The sequence below is a fragment of the Microbacterium sp. SORGH_AS_0454 genome (genome assembly GCF_031453395.1).
Classification (GTDB): Bacteria; Actinomycetota; Actinomycetes; order Actinomycetales; family Microbacteriaceae; genus Microbacterium.
The window spans coordinates 2,250,087-2,266,773 of the sequence record NZ_JAVIYS010000001.1; the positions used below are offsets into that span (position 1 = coordinate 2,250,087).

Below are 16,687 nucleotides of genomic sequence, written 5' to 3' on the forward strand. Positions count from 1 at the left end.
GGGTTCTCCTCTCAGACCAGGTACTGGCTCAGGCCGCGTTTGACGAAGCGCCCGTCGCCCTTCGCCCCGATGTAGGCGCCGTCGTCGACGACGACCTTCCCGCGAGAGATGACGGTGTCGACGTGCCCGTCGATCTCGTAGCCCTCCCACGCGGAGTGGTCCATGTTCATGTGGTGCGTCTTGCCGACGCCGATCGAGGTGTGCCCGGCCGGGTCGTACACGACGATGTCGGCGTCGGCACCGGGGGCGATGACACCCTTCTGGCCGTACATGCCGAACATGCGCGCCGGCGTCGTGCTGGTCAGCTCCACCCAGCGCTCGAGCGTGATCTGCCCGGTCACGACGCCCTGGTACATGAGGTCCATGCGGTGCTCGACCGACCCGATGCCGTTGGGGATCGCGCGGAAGTCGCCTTGCCCGAGCGTCTTCTGGTCCTTCATGCAGAACGGGCAGTGGTCGGTCGAGACCATCTGGATGTCGTTCGTGCGCAGCGCCTGCCACATGTGGTGCTGGTGGCCCTCGTGCTTCGAGCGCAGCGGCGTCGAGCACACCCACTTCGCGCCCTCGAAGTCGCCCCACTCCTCGCTCGACGCGCCGAGCTGGTCTTCCAACGACAGGTAGAGGTACTGCGGGCACGTCTCGCCGAACACGTTTTGCCCGTTGTCGCGCGCCCACGCGAGCTGCTCGACGGCCTGCTTCGCGCTCACATGCACGACGTACAGGGGTGCGCCGGTGAGGTTCGACAGCATGATCGCGCGGTGGGTGGCCTCTTCCTCCATCTGCCAGGCGCGGGCGACGCCGTGGAAGTACGGCGAGGTCTTGCCCTTCTCGATGAGCTGCTCGGCGAGGACGTCGATCACGGGGCCGTTCTCGGCGTGCATCATCGTCAGGAGCCCCGTGTCGGCGGCCACCTGCATCGCGCGCAGGATCTGCGCGTCGTCGGCGTAGAAGACGCCCGGGTACGCCATGAACATCTTGAAGCTCGAGATGCCCTCGTCGATCAGTCCGGGCAGGGCCGCCAGGGAGTCGGCATCCACCCCTCCGACGATCTGGTGGAAGCCGTAGTCGATCGCGCAGTTGCCCGCGGCGAGCTCGTGCCAGTGCGCGAGGCCGTCCTGCACGCGCTCGCCGGCCCGCTGCACCGCGAAGTCGACGATCGTCGTCGTGCCGCCCCAGGCCGCGGCGCGTGTGCCGGTCTCGAACGTGTCCGACGCGCTCGTGCCGCCGAAGGGGAGCTGCATGTGCGTGTGCGCGTCGATCCCGCCCGGGATGACGTACTTGCCGGTCGCGTCGATGACGGTGTCGACGGATGCCGCGAGGTCGTGGCCCAGCAGGGTCGAGCCCGGCGCGAGCACGGCGGCGATCGTCTCACCGTCGAGCAGCACGTCCGCGGCGCTGCGCCCCGTCGCCGAGACGACGGTGCCGCCCGTGATCAGGGTGGTCGCCATGTCAGGCCTCCACGATCTCGCCGTAGGTGTCGGGACGACGGTCGCGGTAGAACTGCCAGTCGTCGCGCATCTGCTGCACGAGGTCCATGTCGAGGTCGCGGATGAGCACTTCCTCGTGCTCCGACGATCCGACGGCGCCGACGTGGTTGCCGCGCGGGTCGATGACCTGGCTCGTGCCGTAGAAGGTGACGGCATCCTCTCCGTACTCGTTGTCCTCGCGGCCGACGCGGTTGGGCTGCAGCACGAAGTAGCCGTTGGCGACAGCGGCACACGGGCCCTCGACCTCCCACAGGCGGTTCGACAGGCCCGGCTTGGTGGCGTTGGGGTTGAACACCATGTGCGCGCCGTTCAGGCCCAGCTCGCGCCATCCTTCGGGGAAGTGCCGGTCGTAGCAGATGTACATGCCGACCTTGCCGACGGCGGTCTCGAAAACGGGATAACCGAGGTTGCCCGGACGGAAGTAGAACTTCTCCCAGAACTTCTCGAGGTGCGGGATGTGGTTCTTGCGGTAGCTGCCGAGCACCGTCCCATCCGCGTCGACGAGCACCGAGGTGTTGTAGTAGACGCCGGTCTGGGCCTCTTCGTAGATGGGCAGCACGCTGACGAGTCCGAGCTCTTTCGCGAGTGCCGCGAATCGCTGCACGATGGGACCGTCGATCGGCTCGGCGTAGCGGTAGTACTTCTGGTCCTGCGTGATGCCGAAGTAGGGGCCGTAGAAGAGCTCTTGGAAGCACACGACCTCGGCACCCGCCGCCGCCGCATCGCGAGCGAACTGCTCGTGCTTGTCGAGCATCGATTCCTTGTCGCCGGTCCACGTGGTCTGCGTGATGGCTGCGCGCACGGTCGTCATGCGATTCTCCCGATCTCACGGCCGGTGCCGTGTTCTGTTACTGTCGCGGCTGAACATTTCCCGACGATTTCCGTGCGTGACAACACGGTGAAGAGAAGAGGCTTCGCGCGATCTGCCGGCGCCGCGGGGAACGACGAGGGCGAGGGGCGACATGCTGGAAGCCGAGGCACTGACCGAACGCTCCTCCGCGGGTCTCGCGTCGGAGATCGCGCGCCTCGTCACCGATGGGACGCTGGTGCCCGGCGAGCGCCTGCCGACGGTGCGCGCCGTCGCCGCCGAGCTGAGAGTGTCGACCGGAACCGTGGCCGCGGCGTGGCGCGCGCTCGCCGACGCGGGGGTCATCGTTTCGCGGGGACGCGCCGGTTCTTTCGTGCGCTCCGAGCGGCGGGAGTGGCTGAGCCCGCGCGTACGGGGCCTGGCCCTCGACGCCCCCGGTGTTCCCGCGCCACCCCGAGGGCTCGGAGGTCGCGTCGCCGCCTCCGCGCGCCTCGACCTCTCGCGCGGAACGCCCGACCCGGCGCTCCTGCCGTCGATCGAGAGGGCGCTGTCGCTCGCGCGACCGCGAGCCGACACGGGCCGGTACCACGACCTTCCCGTGCTGCCCGAGTTGTACGACGTCCTGATGGAGCAGTGGCCGGTGAGCGGCGTCGAGGCCCTCACGGTGGTCGACGGCGCTTTCGACGGCATCTCGCGCACGGTGGATCAGGTGGTCCGTTTCGGCGATCGCGTCGCCGTGGAGTCCCCGGGGTTCCCGTACATCTTCGATCTCGTCGACGCGGCGGGCGGCATCCCTCTCCCGCTGGAGAGCGATGCCGACGGCATCCTCCCCTCCTCTCTGGCGAGGGCTCTGGCGCGACAGCCCTCGACGCTCGTGCTGCAGCCGAGGGCACAGAATCCCACGGGGGTGTCGATGTCGTCCGAGCGAGCCCGCCGGCTCGCCAACGTGCTGCTGACCGTACCCGGGGGTCGTCGGGTCACCGTGATCGAAGACGACCACTCGGCGCTCATCGCCACGGCGCCCGCCGTCACGCTCGCGCGCTGGATCCCCGCTCAGGTGGTCCACGTGCGCGGCTTCTCGAAATCCCACGGTCCCGACCTGCGGATCGCGGCCCTCGGCGGTCCCGCCGACATCGTCGAACGCATCGTCCGCCGCCGCATGCTCGGGCCGGGGTGGACCTCGCGTCTGCTCCAGAGCGTGCTGCGGGAACTCCTCACCGATTCGAGCTCGATCGCCGCCGTCAGCACCGCTCGTCTCATCTATCGCGACCGGCTCGATCGCCTCGCCGACGCCCTGCGGCGATGCGGAGTCGACGTGGGCGCACCCGACGGCATCAACCTGTGGGTTCCCGTGCTCGACGAGCGCGCGGCGGTCGTGCATCTCGCGGCCGAGGGGATCGCGGTGTCGGCGGGAGCGCCCTTCGTCGTCGAGGCGTCGCCCGAGCCGGGGGCGGGCGGCGGGCGCGTGCGCGTCACCGGGGGATCGGTGTCGGAGAACGTCCGTCTCGTCGCCGAGGCCCTCGCCCGCGCGGCGATCGCCCCGCCGCTGTCGTGATGCGCGCGACGCGCGTGCTTCGTCCCCGCCCCGCGCACCCCGTCAACCCCGAAGCCGCTTCGAATCGATTCTCCTAGGCTCGATGCATGACCGTTCCTTCAGTTCAGCTCAACGACGGAAACTCCATCCCCCAGCTCGGCTACGGCGTGTTCCTCGTGCCCGCCGACGACGCCGAGCGTGCCGTGTCCGAGGCCCTCGAGGTCGGCTACCGACACATCGACACCGCCGCCATCTACAAGAACGAAGAGGGCGTCGGTCGAGCGATCGCCGCCAGCGGCATCCCGCGCGACGAGCTCTTCGTCACCACCAAGCTCTGGAACGACCGCCACGACGGCGACGACGCGCACGCCGCGATCGACGAGAGCCTCCAGAAGCTTCAGCTCGACGCCGTCGACCTGTACCTCATCCACTGGCCCACCCCGAAGAACGACAACTACGTCAACGCGTGGCAGAAGCTCATCGAGATCCGCGAGGCCGGCAAGACCCGCTCGATCGGCGTCTCGAACTTCCTCGTGCCGCACCTCGAGCGCATCGTCGCCGAGACCGGCGTCACCCCCGTGGTGAACCAGATCGAGCTGCACCCCGCCCTCAGCCAGCGCGAGATCGCCGCGTGGGGCCACGAGCACGACATGCACATCGAGTCATGGGGTCCGCTGGGTCAGGGCAAGTACGACCTGTTCGAGATCCCCGCGGTGAAGGACGCGGCCGAGGCCCACGGCAAGAGCCCGGCCCAGGCGGTGCTGCGCTGGCACATCCAGCACGGCTTCATCGTGTTCCCCAAGTCGGTGCGCCGCGAGCGCCTCGAAGAGAACTTCGCGCTGTTCGACTTCGAGCTCTCCGCCGACGAGATGGCCGCGATCGACGCGGTCGACCCGGGTGACGGTTCGGGCCGCGTCGGCACGCACCCCGACGACCTCAACTGACCCGAGCTCGACCGAGCGCATGAACCGCCTCGCGAACGCCTCGAGCCCCTACCTGCGGGCCCACGCCGACAATCCCGTCGAGTGGTTCCCCTGGGGGGCCGAGGCGTTCGCGCTCGCGGCCGAGAGAGACGTCCCCGTGATGATCTCGATCGGCTACAGCACCTGCCACTGGTGCCACGTCATGGCGCGAGAATCGTTCCAGGATGCCGAGACCGCCGGCATCCTGAACGAGGGCTTCGTCTCGATCAAGGTCGATCGCGAAGAGCATCCCGATGTCGATGCCGCCTACCTCGACGCCGCGTCCGCCTTCACGCCGCACCTGGGCTGGCCGCTGACGGTGTTCGCGAGCCCCGAGGGGCGCGTCTTCTACGCCGGCACGTACTTTCCGCCCTCGCCCCGCCCGCCTCAGCCCTCGTTCCGCCAGGTGCTCGCCGCGGTCCGCGAGGCGTGGACCGAGCGACGGAGCGAGGTGGATGCCACGGGCTCCTCGCTCCGCGACGCCCTGGCCGCCGCAGCCACCGCCCCGGCCGACGCCCCGCCATCCCTCGACCAGCTCGCGGCCGCCGCCCGCACGATCGCCGCGCGCCAGGACCGCGAGTACTTCGGCTTCGCCGCGGGCCCCGCCTTCGAGACCCCGAAGTTCCCGAACACCCCGGTGCTCCGCTTCCTGCAGCACCCCGCCCTCGCCTCGGACGCTCCGGATGCCGCGGACGTGGCATCCCGAGCCCTGTCCGCCATGGCCGGCTCCGACCTGCACGACACGGTCGAGGGCGGATTCTTCCGCTACGCCACGCGCCGCGACTGGAGCGTGCCGCACTACGAGCGCATGCTCACCGACAACGCCGGGCTCGTCGAGGTCGCGCTCGCCGCGGGCGACGACGCCACGGCGACCGATGCCGCCCGCTTCCTCGTCGACGTGCTGCAGCTGCCCTCGGGCGGGATCGCCGCGGCTCAAGACTCCGAGTCGATCATCGACGGGGTCCGCAACGAGGGCGGGTACTACCGTGTCGCGGACCGTTCGGCACTGCAGCCCCCCGCTCTCGACGCCAAGGTCGTCACCGGCTGGCACGGGCACGCGATCGCCGCCCTCGCCGCCGCGGGAACCCGCACCGACCCCCGCTTCCTCGAGGCGGCGCGCTGGGCCGCCGACGCGGTGCTCGAAAGCAACGTCGCCGACGACGGGACGCTTCGCCGCGCCTCGCTCGACGAGATCCGCTCCGCTGCCCCCGCGACGCTCGAGGACTACGGCGGACTCGCGCGGGGCCTCCTCGCCCTCGCCCGTGCGACCGGGGAGGTCGCCTATGCCGCGCGGGCTCGGGCGCTCGTGGACCTGTGCGTCGGCGACGACGGCATCCGTCCTCCGGATGGTGGTGACTCCGTGCTCGTGGGGCAGGGCATGCAGTCGCACGCCGTGCCCACCGACGGCGCCTCGCCCTCGGGCCCGTCGGTGTTCGCCGCTGCCGCCCTCGACCTGTGGCGCCTCGGGGCGGGGGAGAGCTACCGGACCGCCGCGGAGACCCTCGTCCGGGCCGCGGCCGACACCGCGTTGTCGTCGCCCCTCGCGCACGGCGCGATCCTCGAGGTCGCCCTCGGCCTGGCCTCGGCCCCGCGCCAGGTGGTCGTGGTGGGCGAGACGGATGCCGAGATCGCCGACGCCGCCCGCCGGATCGCCGCCGACGTGGTGGCGGTGGTGTCGCCCGCACAGGCTGTCGCTTTCGCCGAGGCGGGGTTCGAGCTCTTCGAGGGCAAGGCCGCCCTGGGCGGCGAGGCGACGGCGTACGACTGCCGTGCCTTCACGTGCGCGCTGCCGACGACGGATCCGGCCGCGCTGAGCTGAGGCGTGGGCGACCGCGCCAGCGGGCCGCGGCGCGCGGTGCGATGGCGTGAGCGTGAGATCGGGAACGTCCGACAGAACATGATGTCGCTCGGGGTTTCACCGCGACCTGGTGCGAGTACACGAATCGCAGTGAAGCGTTCGGGTGCCAAAATCCGCTATCGAGGAGCCCTGCGGCTGAGCTAGGAAGTGACGTTTGGCGCATCGAAAGACCCCTAAGCGAAAAACTGGAAACTTTCTGTGTGTAGCATCAGCGCTGCCTGCATTCAGGCGAAGTTGACCGCCACGTAGGCGGCCTGCCGGGGGGCCGTCGTTGTTTCATTCTGTTCGTCTGCCGTTCGTTTCTCTCGCGGTTACGGCCGCTCTTCTCATCGGCGCGGGGGCGTTGGCGGATGCCGCGTACGCGGTGACGCCACCGGGAAGCGCGGATGAGCCGACCGCCGACTCGGCGCCGGCACTTCCGTCGACCGATGAGGTGACCGAAGAACCGCGCGTACCGGAAGGGACGTTCGATATCCCGTCGTCGGTCGACGCGACCGTGGAGGAGCCTCAGCCGGTCGCACCCATCGCGCGGCCGGCTGAGGGGGCCGCCGTTGAGCAGTGGGAGAAGCGCGAGATCTCGACGTCGAACCTTCAGCTGATCGACGAGGCCGAGAACGCGGCCGAGTATCGCGGGCCAGCGGGTGGGTCGATCACGCATCTGACGTCAGAGCCGACGCGGGTGCAGGACGACGCCGGCAACTGGGTCGACGTGAACAACTCGGTCTCGCGCCAAGGTGACGAATGGAAGGTGGAAGACCACCCGCTCGCCCCGGTGTTCAGCGGCGGCTCGAACGAGGCCCCCGCCGCTATTACTCGAACACCGAAAAGCTGTCCGGCAGGCCCGAGGCGTACAGTCTGGGTCTCGAAGGAGCGAGTGGGGGCGCGGTCGATCGCGATTGGGGACAGAATGCGCCCGTCACGGGAGTGTCGGCCGACCACTGGTCCCTTCGTCTCACCGGCATCATCACGTTCCCCGAAGCTGGCACCTACCGCCTTCGCACGACGAGCGACGATGGCGCGCGCACGTGGTTGGATGACGTTCGCACGACTGATCGTTGGCGTTCACAGGGGGCGACTGACGAGACGAGCGCGCCCGTCACAGTCGCGGCGGGGGAGATTCGACGCATTCGTATCGAGTATTTCGACGACACATCGTCTGCGCTCTTGCAGTTGAAATGGTCTACGCCATCGAATGGTGCGTTTGTAATCGTGCCCGGCTCCCAGTTGCGTCCTGATTACGGTCTCGTCACGTCGACAGCGACCGACGATTCGACGTCCATAGCTGGAGCAGCCGCCCCCTCGATGATCACCGCGACCGCCTACGCCAACCCCGTCGTCGGACAGGCAACCGAGAACACCGTCGACCCGGGTGGTCTTGCGCTTAGGAGCACGGACACCTACGAATCGCTCAACGGCAACGGGTGGTTGCGGCAGAAGGCAAGGGCTTTGCCCGCCGTCGCGGCATCTGGATCAATCACGGATGCCAAGAGCACGACGCGCGCGTACTACGGCGACCTCGAGCAGCTTGGGTCTGACACGTGCGGCGTACCCGCGGGTAAGCGCCAGTTCGGGATGCTGAAGTCCTCCACGGGGCCGACGCCCGCCAGCGGTACGGCGATCGTCACGTCGTACGTGTATGACGTGATGGGGCGCACCGTGGGCTCACGCGTGACGGGCGACGAGGCGTGGTCGTGCACGACGTTCGACGCGCGTGGTCGTGCGGTGAAGCAGGTGTCAGCAGGCCCGGCGGGCGTGTCGACGCAGACCGTAACGACGACGTACACCTCGACGGCTTCGGGCTTGACAGTCGTGTCGACGGGACCGACCGTCGCCGGCTCTTCGACGTCGACCGTGACGACGAAGACCGACCTACTCGGGCGCAGCGTGTCGTACACCGATGTGTGGGGCGTGGTGACGACTCCTTCGTACGCTCCACTCACGAGCCGGGTAAACAGCGTGACGACGGCGGGTCCGAATGTGTCGTCCTCGACTACCGCTTTCGCGTACGACCTCGACGGGAAGACGACGAGTGTCACTTACAACGGGCGCACCTACGCGACGCCGTCGTACGATGCGAAGCAGCGTCTATCGGGAGTCGACTACGGCCAGTCGGGGCTGACCGCCACCTGGGATGACAAGCGAGGAACGGTCGCGTCGAACACGTGGCGGTTCAGAGCGGCCGACCAGATTACGGATGAGGTCTTCCGCTCCGTCGCGGGTCGAATCGTTCGAGAGAAGACGGCCCAAGGTACGAAGGTGTTCGACTCGACGTACCGCTACGACGCGGCTGGCCGACTTGTGGCGGCTCAGATTCCCGGGCACCGGCTGTCGTACGAGTTCGCGGCGTCAGGCGGGTGCGGGCCGAACACGGCGGCGGGTGCGTCGGGCAATCGCAGCGGGTACACCGATGTCTATGGGACAGAGGATAGCCGTGGATACTTCGCCGTCATCTCGACGACAAAGACGCAGAACTGTTACGACTGGGCGGATCGGCTCCTTTCGAGCACGGTGACCGGCGCAGTGTCTGGCGCCTCCCAGGTCTCCGATGGGTTGAGCGCAAGCGAGATCGCCTACGACGTGAGCGGCAACACCACGCGTCTTGCCGACATGACGTTCTCGTACGACGCTGCCAATCAACACGTCGGCACGGTCTACGCGAGCGGGTCAACGGTGTCGCTCGTGCGGGATGCGACGGGACGCGTCGTGAGTCGAACGGTCCATCCGGCGGGTGATGCGCCGGCCGTCACCACTCGGTTCGTATATGCGGGCGATGGCGACGTGCCGTGGGTGGTGCTTTCTGATGGATCTTCGCCGGTGGTGTCCCTTCCTCTCCCCGGTGGAGTCACCGTCGATATCCCGGCCTCGGGAACGGAAACGTGGTCCTACCCCTCTCTTCAGGGGCACACTCTCACGACGGGGAGCGGCTACGACTCCTCCAATGTGCGCCTGTATGACCCGTTCGGCCAACCCCTCGATCCGCAGACTCTGGCGATCGGCACGGGTGCGGCCGACGACACGGGAGCCGTGAACGGGACGACCGGATGGCATCAGGGCGCACAGAAGCTGACCGAGTCGGTGGAGTCGACCCTGGTCATCGAGATGGGTGCGCGTCTCTACGTCCCCGCGTTGGGGCGGTTCTTGCAGGTCGACCCCGTCGAGGGCGGTGTCGACAACGACTATGTCTGGCCGACCGACCCGATCGGTAGCAGCGATGTGACGGGGCTTAGGCAAGAGACCTCTGAGGAGTACGAGTATCTTCAAAATCTCCTGCGGCGCTTCAAAGTTGTCGAAAATTGACGAGCAGAACTGTTCGCGGACAAGTGGAAGTTGCCGCTATTCACGCAAGAGAGCGGCAAGCCAGGTACGGTTGAGGGGCACGTAAGAACGCTTGTCGACATGGAAAGTGCGCTGAGTAAAAAAATCACGACTTACGAACGGCGGTTCGGGCCAGCCGTTGTCACCAGAATCATGCGGACGACACTTGCGTCGCCTATTCGACTTCCCGCTTCGGCGCGCGGTTATCGAATCATTGGGCGTTCTCTGGCGATCTACACGTCTGCCATGTCGACGTCGGGCGCGCGAGGATCCTCCGGCAAGGGCGGGGGCGGGGGCGGGCGCAGCATCCCGCTGCGGGGAGGTGGTGGGATGATGAGAAATCTCCGCTAAGTCCCCGAAGAGAAGGAGGAGGTAAATGAACGAAGACGCGGGCAACGCTATTGGGTGGCGCCTCCTGAACTCATGGCGACATGGTTCAACATCTCACCTTGACGAACTGGACGAATGGGAATCAGAGGCGTGGCCGTTTCACGCTGATGCGATGGAGCTCGCTGCAAACGACGCGGAGGCTGCCTCCTATGCATGGCAACGTCTGTACTACTACTTTCTCATTGCGCACGATGCTTGGGATGACCATGGTGTGGCAATAGTGAGCGATGTGGTGGATGTCGCTAAGCGAAGTTCACGTTTCGGGTCCTTTTTATGCGAGTGGATCATCGTCGAATTCGCCCAGAATTACCCAGCCGAGGCGACTCTGGCCGTCGAGGCCCTCTGCCGCGCTTTCGGCTGGTCATTCGGTTCGCGCTTGCTCAGGTCGCGGGTTGACGTTGTGGCGGAGGAAGCGCGTGGTGGCGTTTCAAACAACTCCCTCATATCGGGTGCCTTGGATCCTCGCGATATCTTCTGGATATATGACCCATCAGTAGTTCCGAGGCGTCTGTCGAGCAAGTCGATGTATTCATGGCGTGCCGCGATAGCAAACCGCATGTCGCCGGGTCAGAGTATTCCTGCCGCGACGAGTGAAGTCGGTGTTTGTGATCGGGACGATGTCATACAAGAGGGAGTGCACGGCTCCCACCTGGCCATCGTCGCTGCTCTCGATAGCGGCAGAGCTGGGCTAGCTGCTTTCGATGGGGTCACGTCGCTTCTGTCCACCCTCGTAATAAATGATGGCCCGGATCAACCAATCGTCCTCCCGAAGGTGGTCGCAAAGCTCCTGAACGACTTGCAAGCCGATCGCCACGTATGCGAATCACGCGCCCGATCGCCCTGGGAGTCGACTTTTCCGTGGCGGGAGGGCTGGTAGCCAGGTGACACCGGGCCCAGAATCCCACCTGTCGCCCCGGGCCACTTTCAGGAACTGCGACACCGCCGGATAGTCGCCGCCCAGGCGGAGGGGCCCACCGGTGCGTTAGTTGACTAGCTTCCCCCGCTGCGCAGACCTTGGGACGTGCCGCCAGCCGTCTGTGCTCGCGATGGTCCCCCCGGGGGGCCTCTTCAGATTCCGATGCCTGCAACGGGTTCGGGTGCCGATCCGCGGGCGTCCGATCCCGTTATCACTTCGCGATTCTGTTGCGCACCCGTCCGCGCGCGACGGCGCACCCGCGCGCGCCCCGATCAGATCCAGGTGGGCAGCCAGTTATGCAGGCGCCAGAACTCGTACGGCACCGGAAGCCCCGCCCACACGGGATACCAGAACGCCGAGATCACGAGGCAGAGCCCGAGGAAGGCCAGCACGACTGCCTGCCCGCTTGCTCTCGACGCGCCCTTCACCCCGCGGGCGACGTCGCGCAGGGCGAAGGTGAGCGCGAGCACGAGGAACGGCAGCATCGCCACCGTGTAGAACTGGAAGATCGTCCGCTCGGGGTAGAGCAGCCACGGCACATAGGTGGCGGCGAGTCCGGTCAGCACGAGAGCGAAGCGCCAGTCGCGGACCATGACGAAGCGCACGAGCAGATAGAGGGACGCCGCGACCCCGGCCCACCAGATGATCGGGTTCGCGATGCTCGAGATCGCCTCGGTGCAGCCCGTCGGCAGCGTGCAGCCGTTGACGCCCGCCTGGTCCTGGTGCCAGTACATCGAGGTGGGGCGGATGAGCAGCGGCCACTGCCAGGCGGGACTCGCGTAGCTGTGCGGGGTGACGAGGCCCACGTGGAACGCGTACATCTCCTGGTGGTAGGCCCAGAGCTGTCGAAGCGGCTCCGGGACCCACCCCCAGATGCCGGTCGCGGCGACCGGGGTGCCGCGCATCCAGCCGCCGTTCGAGAACAGCCACCCCGACCAGCTCGCGAGATAAACGACCACCGCGACCGGCACGAGCAGGACGAACGATGCGAGGCCCTGGCGCACGGCATCCATCGGCCATTGATCGATTCCGGCGCGGCGACGGGCGAGGGCGTCGGTGATCACCGCGTACAAGCCGACGGCGGCGAGCACGTACAGTCCCGACCACTTCACGGCGGTGGCCGCCCCGGCGGCGGCTCCCGCGGCGAAGAGCCAGGGGCGGGCCCACAGGACGGGCCCCCACGTGTGCCGTTCTCCCGGCAGGGCCGCGATGGCGGTGCGCAAGCGGTCGGTGCTGCCCCGGTGGTCAAGGGCGACGAACCAGAAGACGAGCACGATGAAGAACGTCAAGAAGACGTCGAGCAGCGCGATGCGGCTCAGCACGATCCCGAGGCCGTCGATCGCGACGAGACCGGATGCCACGGTCGCGAAGGGGATCGACCGGGTGATCGTGCGCGCCAGCAGGTACACCAGCAGCACCGTCGCGGTACCGAAGACGGCGGCGGAGATGCGCCAACCCGTCGCCGAGTCGGGACCGAGCAGCGCCATGCCCGCGCCGATGAGGATGCGTCCGAGGGGAGGGTGCACGACGTAGCTGCCGATGCCCGTGAAGACGTCGGTGTCCCCCGCCGCGAAGCTGGCGTCGGCGCCGTCGGGCCAGGTCGAGGGGTAGCCGAGCACCCACTGGCTCCACGAATCCTTCACGTAGTACGTCTCGTCGAAGACGAGCTGGTGCGGATTGCCGATGTCGACCAGACGCAGCACTGCCGCGAGGACGGTGACCAGCGCGGGTGCGAGCCAGCGCCACAAGCGGAACCCGCGGGGGCCGTCGAGGAGGGCGTCGCGCCACCGATCGACGCGCGTCTGCTCGATCGACGGGAGCAGCGGAGGGACGGCGGTGGTCACGGCCCCCAGCCTAAGGTGGAACGGTGATCATCCTGGCGGCGACCCCCATCGGCAACCTGGGCGACGCCTCGAAGCGTCTGATCGAGGCGCTCGAGAACGCCACCGTCGTCGCGGCAGAAGACACCCGCACCACGCAGCGCCTGCTCGCGGGACTCGGGGTCGAGAACCGGCCGCGCCTGATCGCCCTGCACGACCACAACGAGAAGGAGCGGGCCGCCGAACTGGTCGAGCTCGCCCGCGAAGACGATTTGCTGGTGCTGAGCGACGCCGGCATGCCCACGGTGAGCGACCCCGGCTTCGGCCTCGTCGCGGCGGCCGCCGCCGCGGGGGTCACGGTCACCGCGATCCCCGGGCCGAGCGCGGTCGTCACGGCCCTGGCCGTCGCGGGCCTTCCCACCGACCGCTTCGCCTTCGAGGGGTTCCCGCGCCGCAAGCCGGGGGAGCGCCGCAAGGCCTTCGCGCAGCTGGCGTCGGAGGAGCGGACCCTCGTCTTCTTCGAGTCGCCGTCGCGACTGGCATCCACTCTCGAAGACCTCGCGACCGAGTTCGGCGCCGACCGTCCCGCCGCCGTCTGCCGCGAGCTCACCAAGCTCTACGAAGAGGTCAAGCGCGGAACCCTCGCCGAGCTCGCCGCGTGGGCGGCCGATGGTGTCCGCGGTGAGATCGCCATCGTCGTCGGCGGTGCCACCGCTCGAGAGGTGGCGTTCTCGGATGCCGTGACCCAGGTGCTCGAGATCGTGCGCGGCGGCGCGCGGCTCAAAGAGGCCGCCGCCGAGGTGGCCTCGCAGACCGGCCACTCCTCGCGCGAGCTATATCAGGCGGCGCTGGCCGTCAAACGCTGACACCCGTCACACGGTCGGCCGTGTCGGTGCCTCCCCGTAGAATCTCCAGGTGACTTCCGGCCGATCTTTCTACATCACGACGCCGATCTACTACCCCAGCGATCTGCCCCACATCGGGCACGGGTACACGACGGTGGCCGTCGATACGCTCGCGCGCTGGCACCGCCAGGCGGGTGACGACACGTGGATGCTCACCGGCACCGACGAGCACGGCCAGAAGATGCTGCGGGCGGCCGCCGCGAACGGCGTGACGCCGCAGGAGTGGGTCGACAAGCTCGTCACCGAGTCGTGGTTCCCGCTGCTCGAGACCCTCGACGTCGCCAACGACGACTTCATCCGCACCACGCAGCCGCGCCATGAGGAGCGCGTGCAGCAGTTCGTGAAGGCGTTGTTCGACCGGGGCTACATCTACGCGGGCGAGTACGAGGCGCTGTACTGCGTCGGTTGCGAGGAGTTCAAGCCCGAGGCCGAGATCGTCGACGGCACGGGGCCCTTCGAGGGACTCAAGGTCTGCGCGATCCACTCGAAGCCCCTCGAGCTGCTGCAAGAGAAGAACTACTTCTTCAAGCTCAGCGAGTTCCAGGACCGCCTGCTCGAGCTCTACAAGACCGAGCCGGACTTCGTGCGCCCCGAGTCGGCGCGCAACGAGGTCGTCTCGTTCGTGCGCAGCGGTCTGAAAGACCTCTCGATCTCGCGTTCCGCCTTCGACTGGGGCATCACCGTTCCGTGGGACCCCTCGCACGTCATCTACGTGTGGGTCGACGCTCTGCTCAACTACGCCACCGCCGTGGGGTACGGCACCGACCCCGAGACCGGCGAGGTCACCGCGGAGTTCGCGCGCCGCTGGCCCGCGTACCACGTGGTCGGCAAAGACATCCTGCGTTTCCACGCCGTCATCTGGCCCGCCATGCTCATGGCTGCGGGCCTCGACGTTCCGCGTGGCGTCTTCGCGCACGGGTGGCTGCTGGTCGGCGGCGAGAAGATGTCGAAGTCCAAGCTCACCGGCATCGCGCCGACCGAGATCACCGACGTCTTCGGCTCCGACGCGTACCGGTTCTACTTCCTCTCGGCGATCGCCTTCGGTCAGGACGGCTCCTTCTCGTGGGAAGACCTCTCGGCCCGTTATCAGGCCGAATTGGCCAACGGCTTCGGCAACCTGGCGTCCCGCACCATCGCGATGATCTCCAAGTACTTCGACGGCGTCGTGCCCGAGCCCGGCGCGTATACCGACAGCGACCTGACAATCCAGAAGATCGTGGCGGATGCCGCGGCCAACGCCGACGCCGCCGTGGAGCGTTTCCGCATCGACGAGGCGATCGCCGCCATCTGGACGATCGTCGACGCGCTGAACGGCTACATCACCGAGAACGAGCCGTGGGCTCTGGCGAAGGACGAGGCCACGCGCGAGCGCCTGGGTACCGTGCTGTACACCGCGGCCGAGGGCCTGCGCGCGCTCGCCGTGCTGTTGTCGCCGGTCATGCCGGCGTCGACCGAGAAGCTGTGGTTCGCGTTGGGCGCGTCCGAGAGCCTCGGCGACCTGAACGATCAGCGTCTGCGCGAAGCGGGGGCATGGGGCGTGCTGCGCCCCGGCTCCTCGGTGAACGCGCTCTCGCCGCTGTTCCCCCGCGTCGAGCAGGCGTGACGGCAATGTCGGATGCAGCGGCGGTCCCTGAGCCCGGCGAGGCGACCGTCGCCGCACCGGCCCCCGGCTCCGCGCCCGTTGAACGTCCACGCGGCACCATCGACGGCGGTGATCCGAGTCAGTACGTGCGCGAGCGCTCGGTCGACGGCCGTCGCGACGTGAGCTATCCGCCGGCGCCCGAGCCGCTCGGCATCCCGGTCTACGACAATCACACGCACCTCGAGATCGAGGACGGCGACACCGGTTTGTCGCTCGACGAGCAGCTCGAGCGCGCGCTCGCCGTCGGCGTCCACGGCGTCGTGCAGGCCGGCGGTGACGTGGACTCCTCGCGCTGGTCGGCGTGGGCGGCGCGTTCGCACCCCCGGGTGCTGGCCGCCGTCGCCATCCACCCCAACGAGGCTCCGGTCTACGAGCGGGCAGGCGAATTGGATGCCGCGATCGCCGTCATCGACGAACTCGCCGCCGAACCCCGCGTCCGGGCGATCGGCGAGACGGGCCTGGACTTCTTCCGGACCGAAGCCGACGGCATCCCAGCCCAGATGCGCTCCTTCGAGGCGCACATCGCGCTGGCGAAGAAGCACGACATCGCGATGCAGATCCACGACCGCGACGCGCACGAGGCCGTGCTCGAGACCCTCGAGAGGGTCGGCGCCCCCGACAAGACGGTGTTCCACTGCTTCTCGGGCGACGCCGACATGGCGCGCATCGCGGCAGACCGCGGGTACTACCTGTCGTTCGCGGGCAACGTGACATTCAAGAACGCGCAGAACCTGCGCGACGCTCTCGCGGTCACGCCGCTCGACCGGATCCTCATCGAGACCGACGCGCCGTTCCTCACCCCGGTTCCCTACCGCGGCCGCCCGAACGCGCCATATCTGATCCCGGTGACGCTGCGCTTCCTCGCGGCGGAGCTGGCGATGGACACTGACGAGCTCGGTGCCCGTGTCGCGGCGAACACGCTGCGCGTCTACGGCGCGTTCGAGGACTGACCGGCGCGCACGAGCCCGGCGTCGCGCAGCCTGAGTTATTCGCGCTTCCTCAGTCCTTTGGCCCCGGATCGCGCTGACTCTGTGCGGATCGCTGAGGTGA

At 68.1% G+C, this 16,687-nt stretch carries 11 protein-coding genes and 1 pseudogene; 9 read left to right on the top strand and 3 right to left on the bottom strand.

The annotated features are described in order from the left end of the window. Positions 1 to 11: 11 nt before the first annotated feature. Together hydA and QE454_RS10695 are read right to left on the bottom strand one after the other, a co-directional pair. Positions 12 to 1,448, bottom strand: a complete 1,437-nt coding sequence (gene hydA, locus QE454_RS10690) for a dihydropyrimidinase (RefSeq protein WP_309668633.1) — start codon at positions 1,446 to 1,448, stop codon at positions 12 to 14. Position 1,449: 1 nt separating this feature from the next. After that, positions 1,450 to 2,298, bottom strand: a complete 849-nt coding sequence (locus QE454_RS10695) for a nitrilase-related carbon-nitrogen hydrolase (RefSeq protein WP_307455528.1) — start codon at positions 2,296 to 2,298, stop codon at positions 1,450 to 1,452. A gap of 151 nt (positions 2,299 to 2,449) precedes the next feature. Between QE454_RS10695 and QE454_RS10700 the strand changes: the two genes are divergently transcribed. The 6 genes and pseudogenes from QE454_RS10700 (at position 2,450) to QE454_RS10720 (ending at position 11,231) form a co-directional block, all read left to right on the top strand. Further along, positions 2,450 to 3,850 (top strand): aminotransferase class I/II-fold pyridoxal phosphate-dependent enzyme, encoded by a 1,401-nt coding sequence (locus QE454_RS10700; RefSeq protein WP_210074029.1) that lies wholly within the window; start codon positions 2,450 to 2,452, stop codon positions 3,848 to 3,850. 86 nt (positions 3,851 to 3,936) lie between these two features. Then, positions 3,937 to 4,773 carry an aldo/keto reductase gene (locus tag QE454_RS10705; protein WP_210074031.1) on the top strand — a complete coding sequence of 279 codons (837 nt, stop codon included), beginning with the start codon at positions 3,937 to 3,939 and terminating at the stop codon, positions 4,771 to 4,773. Between the two features lie 19 nt (positions 4,774 to 4,792). Continuing rightward, positions 4,793 to 6,610, top strand: coding sequence for a thioredoxin domain-containing protein (locus QE454_RS10710; protein ID WP_307455525.1), 1,818 nt, complete (start codon positions 4,793 to 4,795; stop codon positions 6,608 to 6,610). A 780-nt stretch (positions 6,611 to 7,390) separates the two neighbouring features. Then, positions 7,391 to 7,849 (top strand): annotated as a pseudogene (locus tag QE454_RS17305) (PA14 domain-containing protein); the annotation flags it as partial. 102 nt (positions 7,850 to 7,951) lie between these two features. Continuing rightward, entirely contained in the window at positions 7,952 to 9,946 is a 1,995-nt protein-coding gene (locus QE454_RS10715) for a hypothetical protein (RefSeq protein ID WP_307455523.1), read from the top strand. Between the two features lie 394 nt (positions 9,947 to 10,340). Then, complete coding sequence (locus tag QE454_RS10720; protein WP_307455521.1) at positions 10,341 to 11,231, top strand: hypothetical protein; 891 nt, start codon at positions 10,341 to 10,343, stop codon at positions 11,229 to 11,231. A 311-nt stretch (positions 11,232 to 11,542) separates the two neighbouring features. Here QE454_RS10720 and QE454_RS10725 read toward each other — a convergent pair whose 3' ends face one another. Next, on the bottom strand, positions 11,543 to 13,114 hold the full coding sequence (locus QE454_RS10725; RefSeq protein ID WP_307455520.1) for a dolichyl-phosphate-mannose--protein mannosyltransferase: 1,572 nt from the start codon (positions 13,112 to 13,114) through the stop codon (positions 11,543 to 11,545). A gap of 23 nt (positions 13,115 to 13,137) precedes the next feature. Between QE454_RS10725 and rsmI the strand changes: the two genes are divergently transcribed. From rsmI to QE454_RS10740, 3 genes are read left to right on the top strand one after another with little or no spacing between them, the layout of a single operon-like run. Continuing rightward, the gene (rsmI, locus tag QE454_RS10730; protein WP_307455517.1) at positions 13,138 to 13,956 is read left to right on the top strand and encodes a 16S rRNA (cytidine(1402)-2'-O)-methyltransferase; all 819 of its coding nucleotides are present in this window, start codon (positions 13,138 to 13,140) and stop codon (positions 13,954 to 13,956) included. A gap of 49 nt (positions 13,957 to 14,005) precedes the next feature. Further along, positions 14,006 to 15,598, top strand: coding sequence for a methionine--tRNA ligase (gene metG / locus QE454_RS10735; protein ID WP_210074046.1), 1,593 nt, complete (start codon positions 14,006 to 14,008; stop codon positions 15,596 to 15,598). Positions 15,599 to 15,603: 5 nt separating this feature from the next. After that, entirely contained in the window at positions 15,604 to 16,587 is a 984-nt protein-coding gene (locus QE454_RS10740; RefSeq protein ID WP_309668635.1) for a TatD family hydrolase, read from the top strand. Positions 16,588 to 16,687 lie beyond the last annotated feature (100 nt).

What these genes read in the sequence shown, in the direction of transcription:
- QE454_RS10740 (WP_309668635.1), top strand. Translation starts at nt 15,604, where the DNA reads ATGTCGGATGCAGCGGCGGTCCCTGAGCCCGGCGAGGCGACCGTCGCC.
- QE454_RS10720 (WP_307455521.1), top strand. Translation starts at nt 10,341, where the DNA reads ATGAACGAAGACGCGGGCAACGCTATTGGGTGGCGCCTCCTGAACTCA.
- QE454_RS10715 (WP_307455523.1), top strand. Translation starts at nt 7,952, where the DNA reads ATGATCACCGCGACCGCCTACGCCAACCCCGTCGTCGGACAGGCAACC.
- QE454_RS10695 (WP_307455528.1), bottom strand. Translation starts at nt 2,298, where the DNA reads ATGACGACCGTGCGCGCAGCCATCACGCAGACCACGTGGACCGGCGAC.
- QE454_RS10705 (WP_210074031.1), top strand. Translation starts at nt 3,937, where the DNA reads ATGACCGTTCCTTCAGTTCAGCTCAACGACGGAAACTCCATCCCCCAG.
- QE454_RS10710 (WP_307455525.1), top strand. Translation starts at nt 4,793, where the DNA reads ATGAACCGCCTCGCGAACGCCTCGAGCCCCTACCTGCGGGCCCACGCC.
- hydA (WP_309668633.1), bottom strand. Translation starts at nt 1,448, where the DNA reads ATGGCGACCACCCTGATCACGGGCGGCACCGTCGTCTCGGCGACGGGG.
- QE454_RS10700 (WP_210074029.1), top strand. Translation starts at nt 2,450, where the DNA reads ATGCTGGAAGCCGAGGCACTGACCGAACGCTCCTCCGCGGGTCTCGCG.